General features: G+C 72.0%; 16 protein-coding genes. 13 read left to right on the forward strand and 3 right to left on the reverse strand.

Annotated elements, in window-relative coordinates; all coding sequences use genetic code 11:
- Positions 1-64: 64 nt before the first annotated feature.
- Positions 65-1,300: a hypothetical protein gene (locus ACIBVN_RS44885; RefSeq protein ID WP_397146410.1), complete on the forward strand. Its 1,236-nt coding sequence runs from the start codon at positions 65-67 to the stop codon at positions 1,298-1,300.
- A gap of 7 nt (positions 1,301-1,307) precedes the next feature.
- A complete protein-coding gene (locus ACIBVN_RS44890; RefSeq protein WP_397146411.1) occupies positions 1,308-2,882 on the forward strand; it encodes a hypothetical protein in 1,575 nt (524 codons plus the stop codon).
- Between the two features lie 165 nt (positions 2,883-3,047).
- On the opposite strand, the gene ACIBVN_RS44895 is transcribed toward ACIBVN_RS44890, so the two are convergent.
- Together ACIBVN_RS44895 and ACIBVN_RS44900 are read right to left on the reverse strand one after the other, a co-directional pair.
- Positions 3,048-4,796 (reverse strand): glycoside hydrolase family 36 protein, encoded by a 1,749-nt coding sequence (locus ACIBVN_RS44895; protein ID WP_397146412.1) that lies wholly within the window; start codon positions 4,794-4,796, stop codon positions 3,048-3,050.
- On the reverse strand, positions 4,797-5,963 hold the full coding sequence (locus ACIBVN_RS44900; protein WP_397146413.1) for an ROK family protein: 1,167 nt from the start codon (positions 5,961-5,963) through the stop codon (positions 4,797-4,799).
- Between the two features lie 71 nt (positions 5,964-6,034).
- Here ACIBVN_RS44900 and ACIBVN_RS44905 point away from each other — a divergent pair, with 71 nt between their 5' ends.
- The 5 genes from ACIBVN_RS44905 to ACIBVN_RS44925 all read left to right on the forward strand — a co-directional run bounded on the left by ACIBVN_RS44905 (position 6,035) and on the right by ACIBVN_RS44925 (position 11,016).
- The gene (locus tag ACIBVN_RS44905) at positions 6,035-8,098 is read left to right on the forward strand and encodes an alpha-galactosidase (protein WP_397146414.1); all 2,064 of its coding nucleotides are present in this window, start codon (positions 6,035-6,037) and stop codon (positions 8,096-8,098) included.
- A gap of 36 nt (positions 8,099-8,134) precedes the next feature.
- Positions 8,135-8,665, forward strand: coding sequence for a hypothetical protein (locus ACIBVN_RS44910; protein WP_397146415.1), 531 nt, complete (start codon positions 8,135-8,137; stop codon positions 8,663-8,665).
- Positions 8,666-8,772: 107 nt separating this feature from the next.
- Positions 8,773-9,156 (forward strand): hypothetical protein, encoded by a 384-nt coding sequence (locus ACIBVN_RS44915; protein WP_397146416.1) that lies wholly within the window; start codon positions 8,773-8,775, stop codon positions 9,154-9,156.
- A 42-nt stretch (positions 9,157-9,198) separates the two neighbouring features.
- Positions 9,199-9,777 (forward strand): TetR/AcrR family transcriptional regulator, encoded by a 579-nt coding sequence (locus tag ACIBVN_RS44920; protein ID WP_397146417.1) that lies wholly within the window; start codon positions 9,199-9,201, stop codon positions 9,775-9,777.
- Positions 9,778-9,864: 87 nt separating this feature from the next.
- Positions 9,865-11,016 carry an MFS transporter gene (locus ACIBVN_RS44925; RefSeq protein ID WP_397146418.1) on the forward strand — a complete coding sequence of 384 codons (1,152 nt, stop codon included), beginning with the start codon at positions 9,865-9,867 and terminating at the stop codon, positions 11,014-11,016.
- 42 nt (positions 11,017-11,058) lie between these two features.
- Here the strand turns inward: ACIBVN_RS44925 and ACIBVN_RS44930 are convergent, their stop codons facing one another.
- The gene (locus ACIBVN_RS44930; RefSeq protein ID WP_349457529.1) at positions 11,059-11,499 is read right to left on the reverse strand and encodes a MarR family transcriptional regulator; all 441 of its coding nucleotides are present in this window, start codon (positions 11,497-11,499) and stop codon (positions 11,059-11,061) included.
- Between the two features lie 109 nt (positions 11,500-11,608).
- On the opposite strand from ACIBVN_RS44930, the gene ACIBVN_RS44935 reads away from it, so the two are divergent.
- From ACIBVN_RS44935 to ACIBVN_RS44960, 6 genes are all read left to right on the forward strand, one after another.
- A complete protein-coding gene (locus ACIBVN_RS44935; RefSeq protein ID WP_397146419.1) occupies positions 11,609-12,349 on the forward strand; it encodes a phytanoyl-CoA dioxygenase family protein in 741 nt (246 codons plus the stop codon).
- 78 nt (positions 12,350-12,427) lie between these two features.
- Positions 12,428-13,969, forward strand: a complete 1,542-nt coding sequence (locus tag ACIBVN_RS44940; RefSeq protein WP_397146420.1) for an ABC transporter substrate-binding protein — start codon at positions 12,428-12,430, stop codon at positions 13,967-13,969.
- Positions 13,966-14,943 carry an ABC transporter permease gene (locus ACIBVN_RS44945; protein ID WP_397146421.1) on the forward strand — a complete coding sequence of 326 codons (978 nt, stop codon included), beginning with the start codon at positions 13,966-13,968 and terminating at the stop codon, positions 14,941-14,943. The genes ACIBVN_RS44940 and ACIBVN_RS44945 overlap by 4 nt, the downstream gene beginning before the upstream one ends.
- Entirely contained in the window at positions 14,943-15,761 is an 819-nt protein-coding gene (locus tag ACIBVN_RS44950) for an ABC transporter permease (protein ID WP_397146422.1), read from the forward strand. The genes ACIBVN_RS44945 and ACIBVN_RS44950 overlap by 1 nt, the downstream gene beginning before the upstream one ends.
- A complete protein-coding gene (locus ACIBVN_RS44955) occupies positions 15,758-16,654 on the forward strand; it encodes an ABC transporter ATP-binding protein (protein ID WP_397146423.1) in 897 nt (298 codons plus the stop codon). The genes ACIBVN_RS44950 and ACIBVN_RS44955 overlap by 4 nt, the downstream gene beginning before the upstream one ends.
- Positions 16,647-17,285, forward strand: coding sequence for an ABC transporter ATP-binding protein (locus ACIBVN_RS44960; RefSeq protein ID WP_397146424.1), 639 nt, complete (start codon positions 16,647-16,649; stop codon positions 17,283-17,285). Before ACIBVN_RS44955 ends, ACIBVN_RS44960 begins: the two co-directional genes overlap by 8 nt.
- Positions 17,286-17,317: the final 32 nt, after the last annotated feature.

The raw sequence follows: 17,317 nt of genomic DNA on the forward strand, positions 1-17,317 counted from the left end.
TCAAAACCGGCACGCTCTACGACGAAGCGACCGCTTGGTCGCATCACGTCCAGAGTGCCACGGCTTGACATTAAAACTCCTGGGATGTCTTTCAGCGCTCGCGCTGGTGGCGGCGTCCGCGGCGCAGCCGGTGGGTACGGCGGGCGCGGCCACCGCCTCGGACGGGCCCGCCGCGTCTGCCACTGGGGCTCCCCGCTGGGAGACGCGGTGGAGTCCCAGCCCGTGGCGCGACGGCGTCAACGCGTTCGAGGCGCTCGAGGACGACCGGCGCGGCTCGCACCCGGAGGGACTGCCGCACGTGCACGCCGAGAAGGGCGTGTGGCGCTTCGACGCCCATCTCGCGGACCGCGACGGCTCCGACCGCATGCGCAACGAGGTACGCGGCATGCGCGCCTCCGACGGCAACCCGCTGGAGATCCGCAAGGATGAGACCTGGCGGATCACGTACCAGATGTACATCCCGGACACCCTCGACGCGACCACGAGCTTCACCCACATCTGGCAGCTGAAGAACTCCGACGTCGGCACCCCGATCGCGCAGATCTCGCTGCCGGTCGTGAACGGCGTGCAGAAGATCGCGGCCCGCTACTGGACGCTGGCGGACAACAAGTCACACGACTTCGCCACGGCAGACCTGGAGCCGATCCAGAACAAGTGGGTCACGACCACCATCGAGTTCAGGTCCGGAGACGCGGGCTACATGCGGTGGGTGCTGCGCGACGGGCTCCGGACGATCGTGGACCAGCGGGTCGGCGACATCGACCTCTGGTGGACGCAGGAGCAGTACAACCGGCCCAAGTGGGGCATCTACCGCAGCATCAAGAGCGCCGGGCTGCAGGAGACGTACCTGCTGGTCAAGGACCTGAAGGCGGAGCAGCTCGGGTCCGCGACGCCGCCGGTGAAGCTACCGCCGCCGGACCGGAGCCCGGGGACGTACGAGGCCGAGCGGGCCGGGAACGTCTTCGAGGGCGCGGCCGAGCCCGCCTACTGCACCGTCTGCTCCGGCGGGCGGAAGGTGATCCTCGTGGGCGGCAACATCTACGACTACGCCGTCGTCAGGGGCGTGCTGTCGGAGACCACCGGGACCCGGCAGATGACCGTGCACGCGCTGGTGGACGGCTCGCAGACGTTCTCGGTCAGCGTCAACGGCGGCGACGCCGTCCAGGTGCCGATGACCGGCGCCAAGGACACGGTGACGACCGCGACGGTGCCGGTCGACCTGGTGGCCGGGGTCAACACGATCCGGTTCTTCGGCCTCACCGCCCGCGGGCCCGAGCTCGACAAGATCGTCATCAAGTAGGTGAACCATGGCACATGACCTCAGCAGACGGGCGATGCTCGCCGCGGGCGGCGCTCTTGCGCTGGCCGCCGCAGGTGCAGGACCCGCGAGCGCCGCCACGCTCTGGCAGTCTCGCCTTGTGCGCTACGACCGGCGGGGACGGCTCGTGTACGAGCAGGACGGGGAGGGCAACCGGATCCCGGACTTCAGCCACGCCGGCTACCGCAACGGCGAACGGCCGATCCCCCACGTGCCGGTCGTCAAGACGATCCGCCCGGTGGCGGGCGACAACACGGCCCACATCCAGTCGGCCCTCGACGAGGTGGCCGCGCTGCCCCGCGAGCGGCGCGGCGCCCTGCTCCTGCTGCCCGGGCTCTACCCGGTGGCGGGCACCCTGTACGTACGGGCCAGCGGCATGGTGCTGCGCGGCACCGGCGACGGCGATGACCCGGCGAGCAACACGATCATCAAGGCCACCGGCAACTCGCCCGAGGACCGCGACGTGATCGTGGCCGGCGGAAGCGCGGGCGGCGGCTGGGCGGGCGAGGTCCCCGGCACCCGCACCGAGATCACCACCGACTTCGTGCAGGTGGGATCGCGGGAGTTCGAGGTGGCGAGTCCCGGCGCGCTGCGGCCCGGCGACAACATCGTGATCACCCACCCCTGCACCGAGGAGTGGCTGAAGGCCATCGACTACGGCGGCCACGACGTGGGACCGGCCTGGAAGGTGGGCGAGCAGCCCATCATCTACAACCGGTACGTACGCGAAGTCTCCGGAAATGTCGTGAAGATCGACGTTCCGGTCTTCAACCACCTCAACCGCGCGTTATCCCCGTCCTTCCTCTACAGGTGGGACAGGGCGGGGCTCGTCACCCAGGTGGGCGTGGAGCGGCTGCGCGTGGGCATCGAGTATCACGGCGACCCGGAGCAGGACGAGGAGCACGCTTACAACGCGATCGTCCTGCTGCGCACCGAGGACTCGTGGGTGCGCGACTGCACCCTGCTCCACTTCACCCAGGCCGGGGTCGCCACCCAGGAGACCACCCGCGCCACGGTCGAGAACTGCCGCGCCATCGATCCGGTCAGCATCGTGACGGGGAGCAGGCGCTACAACTTCAACACCTACGTCTACTCCCAGCAGGTGCTCTTCCGCGACTGCTACGCGTACAAGGCCCGGCACGCGTTCGTCTCCAACGGCCACAGCACGGTCTCGGGGGTCGTCTTCCTGCGGGGCACGTCGGAGTACGCCCTGAACTCCAGCGAGGGCCACCGCCGCTGGTCGCAGGGCCTGCTGTTCGACGGGCACAAGGACATCGACCCGCACTACGACTACACGCTCGGCCTCTACAACAGAGGCCGCTACGGCACCTCGCACGGGTGGTCGGCGGCCCACTCGGTGGCCTGGAACTGCGACGTGTCGACCAGCAAGCTGATCGTGCAGAAGCCGCCGACCGCCCAGAACTACGCGATCGGCTGCAGTGGCACGATCACGGGCGACGGGCCGTTCCAGCAGCCGGCCGGATACATCGAGGGCGCGAACCAGCCCGGGCTCTTCCCGCCCTCGCTCTACCAGGCGCAACTCGCCGACCGCCGCCACCCCTGAACGGGACCGGGCGCAGCCGCTGACCCCCGGGCGCTCGAGCGGCTGCGCCTCCCCGCCTGGCGAGCGGTTCCGGCTGTGCGCACGCCGCATCGACGCAGCGCCGCCACCGCGTCCGGCCCGGTGGACGGAGGACGCATGGCGCCGGTCCGGTGGCCGGACGCGGCGTCAGCGCTCCAGCTGGAGCAGGCCGCCCTCAGGGACGGTGACCTGGGTGACGCCGGGGCGCAGGGTGAGGGTGCTCTCGCTGACAATCCGGCCCCGGCAGTCATGGATGGTGGCGCGGGCCGTACCGGCGTCGAAGACCTGGAGGAGCACGTCGGCGGAGGCGTCGCCGTTGGCCAGCCACAGCGTGCCGGTGGCGGGGACCGCCACGGGCACCGGCGCGTAGCGGGCGGTGATGACAGTGCCCTCCGCCTGGGCCGTCACCTGCGGATAGGCCAGATCGGGCCGGGCGGGACGGAAGGAGCCCCGCTGCAGCACCTCCGCGTGCTCGCGGAAGAAGCCCAGCCAGAAACGCAGCACCTCGGCCTGCTCGGGCGTCTGGGAGTTCAGGTCCACCGAGATCTGCGGCACCGCGAAGAGCACGTTGATGAGCTGGACGGCCACGCGCGAGGGCCGCTCGCCGGGATGCCACATCAGCATGTCCGCGTGCACGGCCAGCGGCCCGGCGATCAGCCGCAGGTCCACGGTGCGCTGCCGGTTGTGCGCCGGGCTGAGCGGGCAGTCCGAGGCCCGGACCATCGTGGCGAACGGCCACAGCCCGGGGCTCACGTACGGCTGGCGCAGCTCGACCAGGCAGTCGCGGGGCACCTGGGCCAGCAGCCTGCGCACCCCCTCGTTCACCGTCTCGCAGTCCGCCTCGGGACCGGGCGGCGGCGGGTCCGCCACGGCGAACTGGTCGATGAAGTCGATCTTGAGCCCGTCCATGCCCCACTCCGTGACCGCCCGGGTGAGGTGGCCCGCCAAGAGGTCGCGGATGTGCGGGTAGCGGGGATCGACGATGGCCGCGTTCATGTGCTCCTTGTACGCCAGCGTGTACGGCTCCACGCGATCCCAGAGCGCCGTGTGGCGGCCGACGAACGGCAGGGCGTACCAGAGCAGGTAAGCCAGCCCCTCACCCCGGACCTTGGCCACGTGTCCGGAAATATCGGGAAAAGTGGTCGGGGACGGCTCCCACTCGCCGACGTAGCCGTAGCCCCGCCCCCGGTCGTCGCTGTGCCAGCCGTCGTCCACGATGATCGCCTCGCAGCCCAGCTGGGCCGCCGGCCCCGCCTGCCGCTCCACGCTCTCGGCGCTGACGTGCTGCTGCATGGCGTACCAGGTCGAGTAGGCGGGCATCCGCGCCGCCCTCGGCACGTCGGCGACGGGGCCGTGCAGCGCGCGCCACCAGTCCGCCACGCCGGCCAGCGTCGCCGCGAAGTGCCGCCGGGTGAGGTCGAGCCGCAGCAGCAGCCCCGTCTCCGGCGTGGCCTCGTACTCCACCCAGAACCCGAACTCGCCGCTCTCCTCCACCACCCCGGTGCGCGTCCGTACCGGGCTGACGACCTCGCCCCCGGCGAACGTGCAGATGGCCACGTCACCGGCCCCCACCAGGCAGCCGACGGGCGCGTTCTTCTCCAGCGCCGCCGTGCGGGGACGGCGCCAGAACGGCGGCAGCCCCCGGTGCTCGCCGCCGTCGGCGGCCCAGAAGGCGGTCGCGTCCACACACGGCACCCGCCAGGCCACCCGCACCTCGGCCCTCCTGTCGGGGGTGACGCGGAGCTCGAGGAGACCGGGGGACGGCTCAGTGGCCGCCCAGGTGAGCGCGGCAGCGGCCGTGCACTCGAACTCGAGCCCCGCCGCCGCGAACCGCACCTCCTCCGGCTGCTCGAACGCTCGATCGTGGGGCTGCCAGATGCCGGGTGCCGCGGTCACTCATCCCTCCCGAAGGGTGAACTGCTGCTGGATGGCGACCGCGGCGGCGCCGCGGGCCCACTGCTCGAAGGACCTCGGGCGCAGCAGCAGGCGGCAGTCGGCCGCCGCCCCGAACGCCTGGGCCGTGAACGACCGGTTGAGCTGCTCCTCGAACAGCTCGTACGACAGCAGCCCGGGCACGTCACCGGTCACGATGATCCGCTCGGGCCCGAACAGGTTGGCCATCGCCGCCATGGCCAGGCCGATCGCGTGCGCCGCCCGGGCGAACACCTCCCGCACCGCCGCGTCCCCCGCGTGGGCGGCGCCGATGGCCGCGTCCACGGTCAGCGACCCGTCGCCGGACGCCGCGCGTGCGGCGGCCAGCAGGGGCGCGGTCCCGGCGATGGCCTCGACACAGCCGCGCCCGCCGCAGTGGCACTCGGGCTCGTCGCCTCCGACGGGAACGTGGCCGATCTCCCCGGCCACGCCGTGCGAACCGGCCACCACCCGGTCGTTCACCACCAGGCCGCAGCCGATCCCCACCCCCACGGTGACCAGCGCGAACGACGACGCGCCCACCCCGTCGCCGAACCACTGCTCGGCCACGGCGAGCGACTTGACGTCGTTCTCGATCGTGACGGTCAGGCCCGTCGCCTCGGCGGCCAGCCGGGCCAGCGGCACCTGACGCCAGTGCAGGAAAGGCGAGTAACGCACCATCCCGTGGGCCTTGTCGACGTCGCCCGACACGGCCAGGCCCAGCGCGTGGCAGCGCTCGCCGTACGCGGGGTCCGCGGCCAGCAGCTCGGACACCAGCTCGGCCAGCGCCGACACCACGCCCTCCGCCGACGTCGTGTCCAGCGGGCGGTGCGCCGAAATGAGCGGCTGGGCCCGCAGGTCGGTGACCACGCCGATGAGCTCCTCATGGGTGATCTTCATGCCGCAGAAGAACTCCCGGTCCGGCCGGATGGACAGGGGACTGGCCGGTCGCCCCGCACCCGGTGCCGTACGCTCGGTGGCCTCGAGCTCCTCCAGGTAGCCTGCCTCGATGAACGGCCGGGCGGCCTTGGTGACGGCGGCGGACGACAGCCCGCTCCGCCTGGCGATCTCCACCCGGGAGACCGGCCCCTGTGTCAGCACCATGGTGAACACGGTGGCCGCCGCCGGAGTCGTGGTGAGCCGAGCGTGCATGAGTGCAATAGTAGCAGTAATTAACTTCGTCAAGAATTGAATTCGGGAAGGGGCGTGCTTAGGCTCGCGGCATGCGATCGGTGACCTTCGACGCCTCCAGCCGCAGGTGGTTGCTGCGTACCCCGGCCACGAGCTACGTCGTCGCCCTTGCGGACGACGACGCCCCGCGCTGCCTGCACTGGGGGCCGGTGCTGACCGCCGAGCAGGTCGCCGCCCTGCCCGCGCCCGCCGCGTTCGGGGCCAGCAGCTTCGACAGCACGGCGGGGGAGGAAGAGCTGGCCACCGAGGCGGGTGCGCGCTTCGAGACGCCGTCGCTGCAGGTCGTCTTCCCCGGCGGGGACCGGGGGATCGAGTGGCGGTACGAGGGCCACGACATCGACGGTGGCCATCTCACGCTGCGCTTCTCCGACCGCCGCCAGCCGTTCCTGATCGAGCTGCACTACCGGGTGCACGAGGACAGCGACGTGATCGAGCGCTGGACGGCGCTGCGCTCGCAGGTGCCGGTGAGCGTGCTGCGGTGCGACTCGGCGGCCTGGAGCGTTCCGATGCTGGGCGGCTACCGGCTCAGCCACGTCACAGGCGGCTGGAGCTCCGAGCACGCGCTGAGCCGTACCGAGCTGGTGGTGGGGGAGACGACGCTCACCAGCAGGCGCGGGCTGAGCAGCCACCACGCGAACCCCTGGCTCATGATCGACGGAGGTGACGCGGGCGAGCGGCACGGCGAGGTGTGGAGCTGCGCCCTGGCCTGGAGCGGGAGCTGGCGCGTCACGCTCACCCGCACGCCGTCCGGACGGGCGAGCTGGACCGGCGGGTTCGGCCACGAGGGCCTCACCTGGCGGCTGGAGCCGGGCGAGGAGTGGGTGACGCCGGTGTTCGCCGGCGTGTACGCGCCCGACGGGTACGGCGAGGCCAGCCGCCGCTGGCACGACCATGTCGCCAGGCACGTGCTGCCCGAGCCGGACGAGCTGCGCCCGGTCGTCTACAACGCCTGGGAGGCCGTCGGGTTCGACGTGAACGAGGCCAACCAGAAGGACCTCGCGCGGCTGGCAGCCCGGGCGGGCGTGGAGCTGTTCGTGATGGACGACGCCTGGTTCGGCGGGCGCACCGGCGACGGCGCGGGGCTCGGCGACTGGTGGGTCAACGAGGACCGATTCCCCGACGGGCTGAACCCGCTCATCGAGGAGGTGCACCGGCTCGGCATGCGCTTCGGCCTGTGGGTCGAGCCCGAGATGGTCAACCCCGACAGCGACCTCTACCGCGCCAAACCGGACTGGGTCCTGCACATGCCGGGCCGCGCACGCACCCTGCTGCGCAACCAGCTCGTGCTGAACTTCGCCCGGCCCGACGTCGCCGACTGGGCGCACAAGTGGCTGCACCGGCTGGTCTCCGAGCACGCCGTCGACTTCCTGAAGTGGGACTTCAACCGCGCCTTCACCGAGGCGGGCCGGCCCGGCGAACCGGACCAGGACCGGCTCTGGATCGACCACGTCAGGGCCGTCTACTCGATCATGGACCGGCTCCGCGCCGACCACCCGCACCTGCGCATCGAGGCGTGCGCGGGCGGCGGCGGCCGTACCGACCTGGGCATCCTGGCCCGCACCGACCAGGTGTGGACCTCCGACAACACCGACGCCCACGACCGCATCGCGATCCAGCGCGGCTTCAGCCAGATCTACCCGGCCCGCGTCATGGCCGCCTGGGTGACCGACAGCCCCAACCCGCTCACCGGCCGGTCCGTCCCGCTGCGCTTCCGCTTCCACGTGGCGATGGCCGGGGCACTCGGGCTCGGCGGCGACCTCACCCGCTGGAGCGAGGCCGAACTGTCCGAGGCCGCCGAGCTGGTCGCCGTATACCAGGACATCCGGCCGGTCGTGCAGCTCGGCCGGCTGTGGCGGCTCCCGTACGGGGTGCAGTACGTCCACGGCGACCGGATCGTCGTGCTCGCCTGGCACGGTCCCGCCGCCTTCGGCACGCCACTGCCTCCGCTGCGGCCGGCCGGGCTCGACCCGCTGGCCCGTTACCGCGACGAGGACACGGGCGCGGTGCACCACGGCGCGCTGCTCATGTCCCGCGGCCTGCCGCTCGACCTGCGCGGCGACTACGCCAGCGCCCTGGTCCGCCTGCGCGCCTGCTGAGGCCCCGCCCGCTCCTGGAACAGGTAGAACAGGTGGATGGGATTCGGCGTACGGGAGTTCGAGCTGTCCTTGATGCACCGGATGCGTGACCTCAACCCCGAGCGGGTGGAGGAGGCGCTGGGCGACATGGGCGCGTCCAGGGCGGAGCTGCGCGCCGCCCACGCCCAGTGGACGCGGATGCTCCACTCGCCTCGGCCCCCGAAGGGACTGCGCAGGCTGCTCGGCCCCCCGTCGTACGCCGGCACGACCGCCATGGGCAGCCTGACCTGTGACGTGGCCCGCTGGGCCCTGCCCGCCTGGCCGGGGCTGGAGTTCGAGGTCCTGACCGGCCCCGGCGGGGAGATGTGGAACCAGTGGTTCGTCCGCCCCGCGGGCCCAAGGGCGTTCTCCTTCGACGAGCTGACTCCCTGGGGATGCGTCGTCGGCGACGTCGGCGCGAGCTTCCCCGGCGCCGTCCACCTCGAAGGTCAGGCCCCGCACCACTGGGCGGTCGACTTCACCCACGACGGCGCGACCTACCGCGCCCGCTTCGTCTACGGCCTCTGCCAGCGCGTCGACGTCCTGTAGACAGCTGGCGGGGCCGGATGATCGATCGCATGATGATGTTGCGAACCCGCCGTCCCGGCCCCACGGGGGCGGGACGCTTTCATGCCCCGGTCAGGAAGGTGACGAGCATGCCCCCCAAGCCAGAGTCCCGTCTTCCCCGCTGCCTCGCCGTCGTGGCGGCCGTGATCTCGGGAGTCCTCGCGTTCTGGGGACTGTCCCCGGCCGCCTCCGCGCAGGAGGACCTCGTCTGCGCGCCCGAGGCGACGGTCTGCCAGGAGATCCGGGGAGTCCCCGCCGACTACCGCTATTGGTTCATGATCCGGCCCGCGCCGGTGACGGCCACCTTCTCCTTCACCGTCAACGACGTCCCCACCCCTGGCTCCCTGGACACGACCGTCGCCGGCACGGCGTTCGAAGGGGACTTCCGGCCTGCCGTGGTGCTGGTCAGCGGGGACCGGGTGTGCATGCGCCACAGCGGCGGCACCGGCGAGTACTGCGCCACCACGCCATAGCCGTTCTTTACTGACCTGTACAGAATGAGCTAGCCTCCTGCCATGGGCAGGCCGCGTGAGTTCAGCGATGAGGCAGTCGTCGACGCCGCGATGGCGGTGTTCTGGGAGAAGGGGTACGAAGCGACCAGCACTCAGGATCTGTGCGAGCGCACCGGTCTCGGCCGCGGCAGCCTCTACAACGCCTTCGGCAGCAAGCACCGCCTGTACGAGGAGGCGATCCGCCGCTACGCCGAGACCAAGGCCGAGGCGCAGCTGGCGATGCTGGCCGAGACCGGGTCGGTGCGCGAGCGGCTCAGGGATCTCATGCTCGGCGTGATCGACGCCGACATGGCCGACCCCGGGCGGCGCGGGTGCCTGGCGCTCAACGCCGCCACCGAGTCCAGCGGGCGCACCACGGCCGTCGCGGGGCTGGTGCGGCGCCAGTTCGCCGACCTGGAGCAGGCACTGTGCCGGCTGGTGGAGATCGGCCAGAGCACGGGCGAGCTGTCATCTGAGCGGGCGCCGCTCCAGGTGGCGCGCGCGTTCCAGTGCGCCTACTACGGCCTGCGCGTGCTCGCCAAGGTCACCGACGACAGGAACGCCCTCCTGGACGTCGTCGAGGGGGCCATCGCCGCCCTGTAGAGATCCGGCCGCGGTCCGTCGAGCCGCGGCCATTTTTTGCGCCCTCATTTTGTACTGATCTGTAAAGAAGGAGAGAGTGACAGGCTGATGAGACCCACCGTGCCGTCCCTGATGCTGTGCGTCTTCGGGATCACGACTGGCGAGTTCGTCATCGCCGGGATCCTCCCGGACATCGCCGCCGACCTGGCCGTCTCGATCCCGGCCGCAGGGCTGCTGGTGACGGCGTACGCCATCGGGATGATCGTCGGCGGGCCCGTGCTGACGGCGCTCACCGCCCGCTTTCCGCGCAAGCCGCTCATTCTGGTCATGCTCGGGATCACCGTCGCCGGCAACCTCGCCTCCGCGCTCGCGCCCACGTACGGCGTGCTCTTCGCGGCCCGGATCGTCACGTCGCTGGTGACGTCCACGTTCTTCGCGAACGCGATCGTCATCGCGGTGTCCACCGCCCCGCCCGGCAAGCAGGCCTCCACGGTCTCCAAGCTCGTCTTCGGGATGAACCTGTCGATGATCCTCGGCGCGCCCATCGGCACGTTCATCGGCGCCGACCATGGCTGGCGGGCCACGTTCCTGGCCGTCGCGGCGTGCTGCGCGGCCGGGTTCCTACTGGTGTGGCGGGTGGTGCCGGACGTGCGCGACGCGGTGGCCGGGACGTCGGCCGTGGCCGAGCTGCGGGTGTTCCGCGCCCGCGACGTGCAGCTCGCCATCGCGGTCACGGCCGTGGGCAACGCGGGGCTGTTGATGGTGTTCACCTTCTTCGCGCCCCTGGTCACGGACGTCACGGGCTTCCCGGCCGCGGCGGTGGCCGTCCTGCTGCTGGCGTACGGGGTCGGCGCGGCCGCCGGCAATTTCGCCGGCGGCCGGCTGGCGGATCGGGCGCCGATGCGGTCGCAGCTCGGGCTGCTGGGTGTGCTCGCGGCGGCACTCGTCCTCATGTGGGCGGTCAGCGGCAGCATGGTGATCACCGCGGTGATGGTGTTCGTGCTCGGCGCGGTGGGGTTCGCGGTCATTCCCGGCATGCAGGCGCGCGTCCTGTCCACGGCCTCGGCGGCGCCGACCCTGGCCATGGCGGTGAACGCCTCCGCGTACCAGCTCGCCGCGGCCTTCGCCGCCTGGCTCGGCGGCCGTGTCATCGACGGCGGGCTCGGGTTGCGCTCCCTCTACGTCGTGGGGGCCGCCGTCACGCTCGTGGGCATCGCGGTGAGCGCGTACGCCTGGCGCCGCGCCCGCGTCCCGGCCTGACCGCACCCGCGCGGCGCTGGCCTGATGGCGCCCCGCGCCCGATCAAGGTGTGCGGAAGGCCGCCTGCACCGCGTCGGCGATCTGGCGCTGGATCGGGTCCGCGTCCGGGCCGAACAGGAGCTCGTCCACCCCGGCCACCGCCTGTTGCGCCGCCTCGAGCAGCCGCGCGCCCTCGGGCGTCACCTCGATCGTCGAGGCCGACCCGGCGCGGGCCGTGCTGTCGCGCACCAGCCCCGCGCCGGCGAGCGCCTTGACCGCGGTGTGCACGCTCTGCACCGTCGTCCCCGACATCCGCGCCAGCTCGCTGAACGACACCCCTGGCACGCCGGAGATGTGACCGAGCAGCGCCAGCCGGCTGACCGTGAGATCGAGCGGGGCCAGCGCGGCGCCCAGCTCGGTCTCGATCCGGCGTGCCAGCGTGAGCAGGATGATGGAGGTGCTGGTCACGGGCGGGCCGGGGCGATCGTCGTTCTCGATGGTCACCCCGCTAGTCTCCCGCACCGGCGGCTCGCGGCCACACCACCTGGTGTTTCCGGAAATGTTTCGGCGGTGGGCATCACTGAGATGGGGCCACGTACGCGGGAGAACGCGAATGACCGATTCGGCAATGGTGCGGCATTACAGGGACAACGGTTACCTGCTGGTCAAAGGGCTGCTCGGCAAGGGTGAGGCGCGGACGTACCGGGAGGAGTGCCACGGGGTGCTCGCGCGGTTGCGCCCGACGGACCCGACCTGGGGGAGCGCGCGGCAGCTCGGCGGGGGCGCGACCGAGCTGCGGCACTGCCACGACGCGCAGTTCTACTCGGCGGCGTTCGCCCGGCTCATGGTCGATCCGCGCTTCACCGACGTGGCGGCGGCCCTGATGGGCTCGGAGAACGTCCAGCTCCACCACACCAAGATCTTCGTGAAGCCCGCCGAGAAGGGCTCGCCGTTCCCCATGCACCAGGACGCCGCCCACTTCCCGCACACCCGCCACACCATGGGCGCGGCCATCTTCCACTTCGACGACGCGCCCGAGGAGAAGGGGTGCGTGCGGGTGGTGCCGGGGAGCCACAGGAACGGGCCGCTGCCGCACATCGAGGAGGGCGGATGGCACCTGCCGCTGTCGGAATGGCCGCTGGAGTCGGCTGTCCCGGTCGAGGCCGAGGCGGGCGACGTGCTGTTCCTCAGCTACCTCACCGTGCACGGGTCTGGCGTCAACCGGGCGGACGAGGCCCGTACGACCCTGCTCATCCAGTACCGCGACCCGCAGGACCTGCCCGCCGACGGCGTGCACCGCTCCAGGGGGCAAGGGATGATGCTGCGCGGGGTCGATCCGGCGCGCTACGCCTGAGCTCAACGCGCGCCTAGACATGGCGCACTTATTGCGAGCTTCTTGCAATAGCGAGATATGCGCCTTAAGGTCGCCTGCATGAGGCGAAGATCGGCCCTGTTCGGGGTAATTGTCCTGGCGTTGACGGCGTGCTCAGCTCCCTCGCAGCCCGTGGCGGCGCCCGCGCAGGACACGGCCGTGCTGGGGCTGGGGTCCGAGCCCGACTCGCTCAACCCGGTGCTCGGTTACGCCCCGGACGGCGGGGCGCTGGTCTTCGACGGCCTGGTCCGCCGTACGCCCGACCTGGAGCTGGAGCCCGCGCTGGCCGAGTCGCTGCCTCCGGTGGACGGCGAGAAGGTCACCTTCACGCTGCGCCAGGGTGTCACGTTCCACGACGGCAAAGCGCTGACCAGCGCCGACGTCGTCTACACCTACGAGCAGGTGTTGAAGCCCGCCAACAACTCGCCGATCAGGGGCGACTACGCCGCCATCGAGAAGGTGGAGGCGCCCGACCCGCGCACCGTCGTCTTCCACCTCAAACACCCCTACGCCCCCATCCTCCAGCGGGCCACGCTCGGCATCGTCCCCGACGGCTCCGCCCTGTCCGGCACGCCCGTCGGCACCGGACCCTACGCGTTCGTGTCCTGGACCAAGGGCGACAAGATCACGCTCAAGGCCAACGAGCGCTACTGGGGCGACGCCCCGGCGATCAAGAACCTGGTCCTCGCGTACACCTCCGACGACAACGCGCGGGCGACCAGGATGGCGGCGGGCGAGTTCACCGCCACCGAGCTGCCGCCCAAGGCGGTCGCCCGGTTCAGGAACCAGCAGGGGATGACCGTCCACGAGGTGCCGACCGCCGACTACAGAGGGGTGATGTTCCCGCTCGAGCAGCCCGTGACCGGCGACCTGGCCGTCCGCAAGGCGCTCGGACTGGCCGTGGACCGCGCCGCGATGGTGTCGGCGATCCTGGCCGGCGCGGGCAGGCCGGCGTTCGGGCCCGTCGCGCCCGATACGAGCTGGCACAACCCCGCCGTGGCCGGCTCGCCCGCTCCCGACCGGGCCAGGGCCGTGGCCACGCTGGAGCAGGCCGGATGGAAGGCGGGCGCGGACGGCATCAGGGTGAAGGACGGCACGGCGGCCAGGTTCACGCTCATGTACCCGGCGGGTGACTCGCTGCGCAAGGAGCTCGCGCTGGCCGTGGCCTCGGACGCCAAGCAGGTCGGCATCGACGTGCGGCTCGCCGGGCTCGACTGGGACGCCATCGACCAGCGGCTGTCGAAGGACGCGCTGATCATGGGCTGGGGCAGCCCGTTCGACCCCGACTACACCAACTACGAGCTGTTCCACTCGTCCTTCTCCGGCCAGGGCTACTTCAACCCCGGCCACTACAAGAACCCCGACGTGGACCGCCTGCTCGACACGGGCCGCCGCTCCTCCGACCAGACCGCCCGCAAGAAGGCCTACGACGAGGTGCAGAGGCGCATCAGCGACGACGCCGTCTGGCTGTACCTGGTCTACCTCAAGCACACCTATGTCGTACGCGGGAACTGGACCGGCCTCACGCCAGGCGTCGAGGCGCACGAGCACGCCACCGGCGGCCTGCTCGGCACGGTCGTGAGCTGGAAGCCCGCCTCGTGACCTGGGTCAGGATCGTGGCCTGGCGGCTGGCGTTCGCCGTGCCGCTGCTGCTGGCGGTGACGTTCGGGATGTTCGCGCTGGCCAAGGCGTCCCCGTTCGACCCCGTACGGCAGTACCTGGGCGAGCGGGCGATGGTCACGAGCCCGCAGATCATGGCCGAGATCAGGGCGAACTGGGGCCTCGACCAGCCCCTCGTCGAGCAGTACGTCACCTGGCTCGGCAACCTGCTCGGCGGCGACCTCGGCGAGTCCCGGTCGCTGCGGCTGCCGGTCGCCCAGGTGATCGGCGAGCGGCTGGGCTGGACGCTGCTGGTCGTCGGCTGCGCGCTCGTGGTGATGCTGGCCGCCGGCCTGGTCGTGGGCACGCTGGCCGCCTGGCGGCGCGACTCGTGGCTGGACCGGCTCGTCACCGGGACGGCGTTCACCAACGAGGCGGCGCCGGTCTTCTGGGTCGGGCTGCTGGCGATCTGGGTGTTCTCCGTGACGCTGGGCTGGCTGCCCGCCGGCGGGCTCACCGACGCCGCCTCCGCCACCGTCACCCTGCCGGACCTGCTGCGGCACATGGTGCTGCCGGTGGCCGTGCTGGCGTTCTCGCAGTCGTCGTGGCTGCTGCTGTTCGTGCGGGAGTCGGTCATCGGCGTGCTGCGGGAGGACTTCGTGACCGGGGCCAGGGCGCGTGGGCTGCGCGAGCGCACCGTGCTGCTGCGGCACGCGCTGCGCTCGGCGCTGCTGCCGTTCATCACGATCGTCGGGGCCCGGGTGCCCGAGCTGGTGACCGGGGCGATCCTGGTGGAGTCGGTGTTCTCCTGGCCGGGGGTGGCGGGGACCACGATCAAGGCGGCGCTGGCGGTGGACTTCCCGCTGCTGGCGGCGCTCACGCTGCTGGCCACGGTCGCGGTGGTGGCCGGGAACCTGCTGGCCGACCTGGCCTACACGGTGGCCGATCCGCGCGTACGCGTGCTGGGGGTGGGCTGATGACGCCGGGTCGCCGTCTCGCCGTGGGGACGATCGCCGTGCTGGTCCTGGCCGTGGTGCTGGTGCCGCTGGCCGTACGGCTCGACCAGCAGCTGGTGGACCTGCGGTCCGCCGGGCTGTCGCCTGCCCCCGCCCATCCCTTCGGCACCGACGAGGTCGGCAGGGACGTGCTGGTCCGCTCGATCTACGGGCTGCAGGTCTCGCTCCTGGTGGGGCTGGTGGCCGCCGTGGCGAGCGTGACGATCGGCGGGCTGGTCGGGCTGGTGGCGGGCGCGGCGGGCGGGTTCGCGGACCGCCTGCTGATGCGGGTGGTGGACGGGTTCAACTCGCTGCCGCACCTGCTGTTCGGGATCTTCATCGTGGCGCTGTTCGCGCCCAGCACCACCGCCGTGGTCGTGTCCGTGGCCGTCACTCATTGGACGACGGCCGCCCGGATCGTCCGCTCCGAGGTGCTGTCGCTGCGTGGCCGGCCGTTCGTGGACGCGGCGATCTCCGGCGGGTCGAGCCGCCTGCGGATGGTGCTCCGGCACTTCCTGCCCAACCTGGCGCCGCAACTGCTGCTGGCGACCGTGCTGATGATCCCGCACGCGATCTGGCACGAGACGGCGCTCAGCTTCCTCGGGCTGGGACTGCCCGCCCACCTGGCCTCCCTCGGGAACATGATCAACGACGGCCGGCGGTCGCTGCTGGCGGGCGACTGGTGGTCCAGCCTCTTCCCCGGGCTGCTGATCCTGGTGCCCACGCTGGCGGTGTCGGGGCTGGCGCAGCACATACGGGACCGCGCGAACCCGCGCTGGAGATCGGAGCTGGCGCTGTGAACCTGCGCGTGGACGGGCTGTCGGTACGTTTCCGCATCCCCGGCGCGGTCGTGCACGCCGTCACGGACGCCCGGTTCGAGCTGCGCGAGGGGCGCTGCCTGGCGGTGGTGGGCGAGTCCGGATGCGGCAAGTCCGTGATGGCGCACGCCCTGCTCGGCCTGCTCCCCGGCAACGCCACCGTCACGGGTCACGCCTGGCTCGACTCGCTGGACCTGGTGGCCGCACCGGAGAAGGTGCTGGCCAGGCAGGTGCGCGGCCGGTTGATCGGGCTCGTCCCGCAGAGCCCGGCGGCCCACCTCACCCCGGTGCGCACGGCCCGCGCCCAGCTCGCCGAGACCCTGCGCGAGCTCGGCCGCGCCGAGACCCCGGACGCGCTCGCCGAACGCGCGGGCCTGCGCCCCCAGGACCTCGACCGCTACCCGCACCAGCTCTCGGGCGGCATGGCCCAGCGCGTCGCCAACGCACTCGCGCTGGCCGGCGACCCGCCGCTCATCCTGGCCGACGAGCCCACCACCGGCCTGGACCGGCCGCTCGTGGACGCGACCATGGCCGAGCTGCGCCGCCTGTGCGACGAGGGCCGCGCGGTGCTGATCATCACGCACGACCTGCGCGCCGCCGAGCAGGTGGCCGACGACATCGCGGTCATGTACGCCAGCCGCATCGTCGAGCGGTCCGAGGCGGGCGCGTTCTTCGCCGGGCCCCAGCACCCGTACGCGAAGGGGCTGCTGGACGCGCTGCCGTCACGGCGGTTCGCGCCGATCCCCGGCCAGCCGCCCGAGCTCACCCGGCTCCCGGACGGCTGCGCCTTCCGGCCCCGCTGCCCGCTGGCCACGCCCGCGTGCGAGGACCAGCCGGACATGAACGAGAAGGGAGTGGCCTGCCACCATGCTTGACGCCACCGACATCACGCTCTCGTTCGGCCGCCGCCGGGTGCTCGACGGGGTGTCGCTGTCCGTACGGCCCGGCGAGGTCATCGGCCTGGCGGGCTCCAGCGGCTGCGGCAAGTCGACCCTGGCCCGCGTGCTCGCCCTGCTGCTGCGCCCCTCGGCGGGCACGGTCACCGTCGACGGCGAGGCCGTGACCCGGTGGCGGCACCGGGCGCCGCAGCGCACCTCGATCGGCCTGATCTCCCAGCAGCCCCGGCTCGCCGTCGACCCGCGGTTCACGCTGCTGAACGTGATCGCCGAGCCGCTGCGCGCCGCGCGGCGGCCGGTGGGCAGGGCGTACCGGCTGGCGGAGGAGATGGGACTGACGCCCGAGCTGTACGGCCGCCGCCCGCACGAGGTGTCGGACGGGCAGCTCCAGCGGGCCTGCGTGGCCCGGGCGCTGGCTCTCGAACCGCGCTACCTGATCTGCGACGAGATGACCACGATGCTCGACGCCTCCACCCAGGCCCACCTGGTCACCAGGATCGAGGCGTACCGGAAGGACACAGGGGCGGGCGTGCTCGCCATCAGCCACGACGCCGAGCTGCTCGAACGTTGGACAGGCGGGAACGCGCTCCTCGTCCCGGGCACCGCGTAACTCATTCACAGTGTTACTCATGCCACGGACCC

Origin of the sequence: Nonomuraea sp. NPDC049400 (genome assembly GCF_044466425.1) — a bacterium.
In the GTDB taxonomy this organism is placed as follows: domain Bacteria; phylum Actinomycetota; class Actinomycetes; order Streptosporangiales; family Streptosporangiaceae; genus Nonomuraea.